The sequence below is a fragment of the Helicobacter valdiviensis genome (assembly GCF_003245365.1).
GTDB lineage: Bacteria > Campylobacterota > Campylobacteria > Campylobacterales > Helicobacteraceae > Helicobacter_D > Helicobacter_D valdiviensis.
The window spans coordinates 1-3,489 of sequence record NZ_NBIU01000065.1; the positions used below are offsets into that span (position 1 = coordinate 1).

A 3,489-nucleotide genomic window follows, 5' to 3' on the forward strand; every position below is an offset into this window, starting at 1 on the left:
AGGGGAAAAATAATAGCTAGGTTTATCTTGTAAAATATTTCCTTCTTTATTGGGTTCTCCAAAGTAAAAAGAATTATTAGGGAGTTCGGTGGAGCCTGTAAGCAATATACCTTGAAAATAAATTTTAGAATGAATTAAATCAATATTTTTAGCCCTTAAAACTTCACAATCAATCACTTCTTTATTATAAGCAAAAATCGTTTCTTTTATTTTTTCAAGAGACATAGGCTTTCCTCAAATTTTTAATCATTTTATGATAACTAGAACTCCAATATTTATCGCTTTTTTCTCCCGCTAAAACATTAAAATAAAATTCATTTCTATCTTTTTGATATTCTTGTGAAATATTACCATAATCATACTTATGATAAAGCACTCTTGAGAGCATTTCATCTTTAGGCATAAAAATAAAAGGATAAAATTTACTCGCACTAAAATTATTGTATTTTTCCCTTAAATCTAGTTCTTGTATAATAATAGCCTCATAATGATTACTTGCTTTTAAAAGCTTTGCTTGCTTATCATTTTTATCAAAATAAATTAATTCAAAAGTGCCTTTTAGGTTTTTAGTGCCCGATTTTGCAATTAAACGACTTAAAAGAATGTCTAAAATTTTATAAACCCTTGTAATACTCCATAAAGCATATAAAACTTCTTCTTGTTCTGGACTAAGATTTTCACTATTGTATTGTTTTTTATATTCATCAAGATAAATTTCTTTCATTAATGAATTATTTATAAGCATTCTAGCCCAATTTTTAAAAGCTTTTGCACCTTTTACGCTTTGTAAATTATCATCAATGTTTTGAAATTTTAAAAAGATAGAATGAATGCTTTGTATTAATTTTGTAGCCATTAATAATCCGCCAGGATCTTTAACAACGGGATTTACAACTTCTATTCCTATGCTAGAAAGCTTTTTAACCACCCAAACAACGCAATTATTTTCAAGAAGTTTATAGGTAAATTCTTCATTGATTGGTTCTTCGCTATTAGGCGTGATTTCTTTTGTGGCTTCAAAATCAGCTTTAATATTTGTAAGCAAGGTATTATATTGCTCTTCAGAAATTTCTAAAATGCAACGATTAGAGGGTTTAAAAGTTTGAGGGCTTCTTAGTTTTTTTAAAATCATAAGTGTTACTTTGTGTATTATGATTTACAATATACTGATTATTATTAAATACTTTTCCTATAACACCGGAAAACACACCAATCTCATACCATTGCCCACCTCCACCAAAACTCCAAAAACCATCATTAAATTTATTAGGCTCTTTAGCCTCATACCATTTTTGTTCTATTTTATCCCATTCTTTGTTTTTAAGATATTCTTGTCTTAATTCTTCATCTATTTTATCCAACTCATCAGGACTTTTATCTTTAGTAAGTCCTAAAAAGGCGTGGGTGAAATCTTCCGCATTAATAAAATTTTTATTTTCGCAATCTAAAAAACATTCCACCAGCGAATCAATATAAATTGTTACATAATGTTTCATTTATAAAATCCTCCGCCAAGATAAAACAAAGTATAAGTTAATACCATATAAACAAAATAAAATAAAAAAGTATATAATAATCTTTTTTGTAAAAAATAAAATACAACACAAATGGTTATACATAAAATCAAAATAAAATAAATATTAATTTCAAGAACAAAATAACAATAGCTTATTATCCAATTTAGTGTTATTGGAATTAAATTTTTTATATTAAAAAAATTTATTATACAAACAATCCACATAAAAATAAATAAAAAAAAATGATTTGAAAAAATAAAAGCAAGAGATTTGAAAAAACCTTCAAAAGTAAAAAATTTAAGGTTTTCAAAAGATATTGTTCTAGTATTTATAATTACAATTAATAAAAATAATAAATAGGTAAAAATTACACTACACACAAACCAAGCAATTTGCCCACTTGATGTATTGTCTATTCCTTTACTTTCTAACTTTGCTTTTAATTTAGAATAAATAGGAATTTGCAAATTTACTCCTAATTAATATAGATAAATTATTTTATTATAAACTAATTTGCTTAAAATTTTTGATTAATTTAAATTTTTGTTTTTAAGATATTCTTGTCTTAATTCTTCATCTATTTTATCAAGTTCATCAGGACTTTTATTTTTAGTAAGCCCTAAAAAGGCGTGGGGAATGTTCATAATCATAGGGTGGATATAAATTGTTACATAATACTTCATAAAATTTCCTTATAAGTAATTAAAAAAATAATATGCAAACGCAACATAGCATACCATAGATATTAAACTCAAATTCAAACTCATCCTATGTATTTTATAAAAAATATTAATTATAAATATTACAATAGTGCTTAGCGAACAAAAACCAACGATAAATTCTGATATATTGATAATAGTATGAATATCAATATTAAAAAACCACTGCACTGGAAACAAAACCCATTGTATTAAAGGTAAAAACCACTGTATTGGAGCTAAAAGCCATCTAAGTTCGTCACTTTTTATTAAAATAGAATACACAAATGGGGAGATTATCACAATTCCAAAACATATAAAACAATCTAATATGAATTTAACAAAATTAAATTTGTTATTCATAGATATCTCTTTACTATATATTGATTATTTTTCAATATCTTATTGGTTGTAATATTAACAGAATTCATTTTAGTTCCAAAACCCCAAAAACCATCATTGAATTCATTGATTGTTGTTGTGTCATACCACTTATACTCTTCTTTTCTAAAAGTTACCAATTTACCAAGATTATAATCCCAATATTTTACATCTCTTTCAAATTTCATCTTATCCAACTCATCAGGACTTTTATTTTTAGTAAGTCCTAAAAAGGCGTGGGTGAAATCTTCTCTTTGCCAATAACACTGATTTTTAAAATCCAAAAAGCATTCCACCAGCGGATCAATATAAATTGTTACATAATGCTTCATTTATAAAATCCTAATGATAAGTTCCAATTGCATGAAGCAAGAGATATGAACAAATATAACCCATTATGAATAATAAAACACTAAACATAAGCTTTCTTTTAAAAATGGATATTAAGAAAAATACTCCTATACCACAGCAACCAACAATAAATAAATTTAAACTAGAAAAATACAATGTTAAAAACATAAATATTGCAGACAAAACCAAAGGAATAGCATTGTAAATATACAATAGATTAAAAGGGATACAAAAGTATATGATAAAAATAAATAGTTGCCATTGAAACAATTCAAATATTGCTAAAAATAAATTTTTATCTTCAATAATCACTGTAAAATAGATAATAAGAAAAGTCACCAAAGCAAGAACTACACTACACACAAACCAAGCAATTTGCCCACTTGATGTATTGTCTATTCCTTTACTTTCTAGCTTTGCTTTTAATTTAGAATAAATAGGAATTTGCAAATTTACTCCTAAACAGCTACATCTGCATAATCTTTGATTTCAACAAGAAGTTCTTTAGGACTCATTAATACCTTTCTAAATTATATTTTTCA

Annotated in this window: 7 protein-coding genes; all 7 read right to left on the bottom strand. The window is 25.5% G+C overall.

Annotation, left to right across the window (positions count from 1 at the left end; genetic code table 11):
* A partial coding sequence (locus tag B6S12_RS10375; RefSeq protein WP_111230702.1) for a hypothetical protein occupies positions 1-225 on the bottom strand: 225 nt, incomplete at its 3' end.
* Positions 215-1,132 carry a hypothetical protein gene (locus B6S12_RS11575; RefSeq protein WP_245892657.1) on the bottom strand — a complete coding sequence of 306 codons (918 nt, stop codon included), beginning with the start codon at positions 1,130-1,132 and terminating at the stop codon, positions 215-217. The genes B6S12_RS10375 and B6S12_RS11575, both read right to left, overlap by 11 nt.
* Complete coding sequence (locus tag B6S12_RS11210) at positions 1,095-1,496, bottom strand: hypothetical protein (RefSeq protein ID WP_181451041.1); 402 nt, start codon at positions 1,494-1,496, stop codon at positions 1,095-1,097. The genes B6S12_RS11575 and B6S12_RS11210 overlap by 38 nt, the downstream gene beginning before the upstream one ends.
* On the bottom strand, positions 1,493-1,984 hold the full coding sequence (locus B6S12_RS10385) for a hypothetical protein (RefSeq protein WP_111230703.1): 492 nt from the start codon (positions 1,982-1,984) through the stop codon (positions 1,493-1,495). The genes B6S12_RS11210 and B6S12_RS10385 overlap by 4 nt, the downstream gene beginning before the upstream one ends.
* 63 nt (positions 1,985-2,047) lie before the next feature.
* A complete protein-coding gene (locus B6S12_RS11215) occupies positions 2,048-2,200 on the bottom strand; it encodes a hypothetical protein (RefSeq protein WP_181451042.1) in 153 nt (50 codons plus the stop codon).
* Positions 2,201-2,574: 374 nt separating this feature from the next.
* Positions 2,575-2,928 (bottom strand): hypothetical protein, encoded by a 354-nt coding sequence (locus tag B6S12_RS10395; RefSeq protein WP_181451043.1) that lies wholly within the window; start codon positions 2,926-2,928, stop codon positions 2,575-2,577.
* A 10-nt stretch (positions 2,929-2,938) separates the two neighbouring features.
* Positions 2,939-3,397 carry a hypothetical protein gene (locus tag B6S12_RS10400; protein WP_111230705.1) on the bottom strand — a complete coding sequence of 153 codons (459 nt, stop codon included), beginning with the start codon at positions 3,395-3,397 and terminating at the stop codon, positions 2,939-2,941.
* Positions 3,398-3,489 lie beyond the last annotated feature (92 nt).

Coding starts and splice junctions, on each gene's coding strand:
- B6S12_RS11575 (WP_245892657.1), bottom strand. CDS start 1,132: ATGATTTTAAAAAAACTAAGAAGCCCTCAAACTTTTAAACCCTCTAAT.
- B6S12_RS11210 (WP_181451041.1), bottom strand. CDS start 1,496: ATGAAACATTATGTAACAATTTATATTGATTCGCTGGTGGAATGTTTT.
- B6S12_RS11215 (WP_181451042.1), bottom strand. CDS start 2,200: ATGAAGTATTATGTAACAATTTATATCCACCCTATGATTATGAACATT.
- B6S12_RS10395 (WP_181451043.1), bottom strand. CDS start 2,928: ATGAAGCATTATGTAACAATTTATATTGATCCGCTGGTGGAATGCTTT.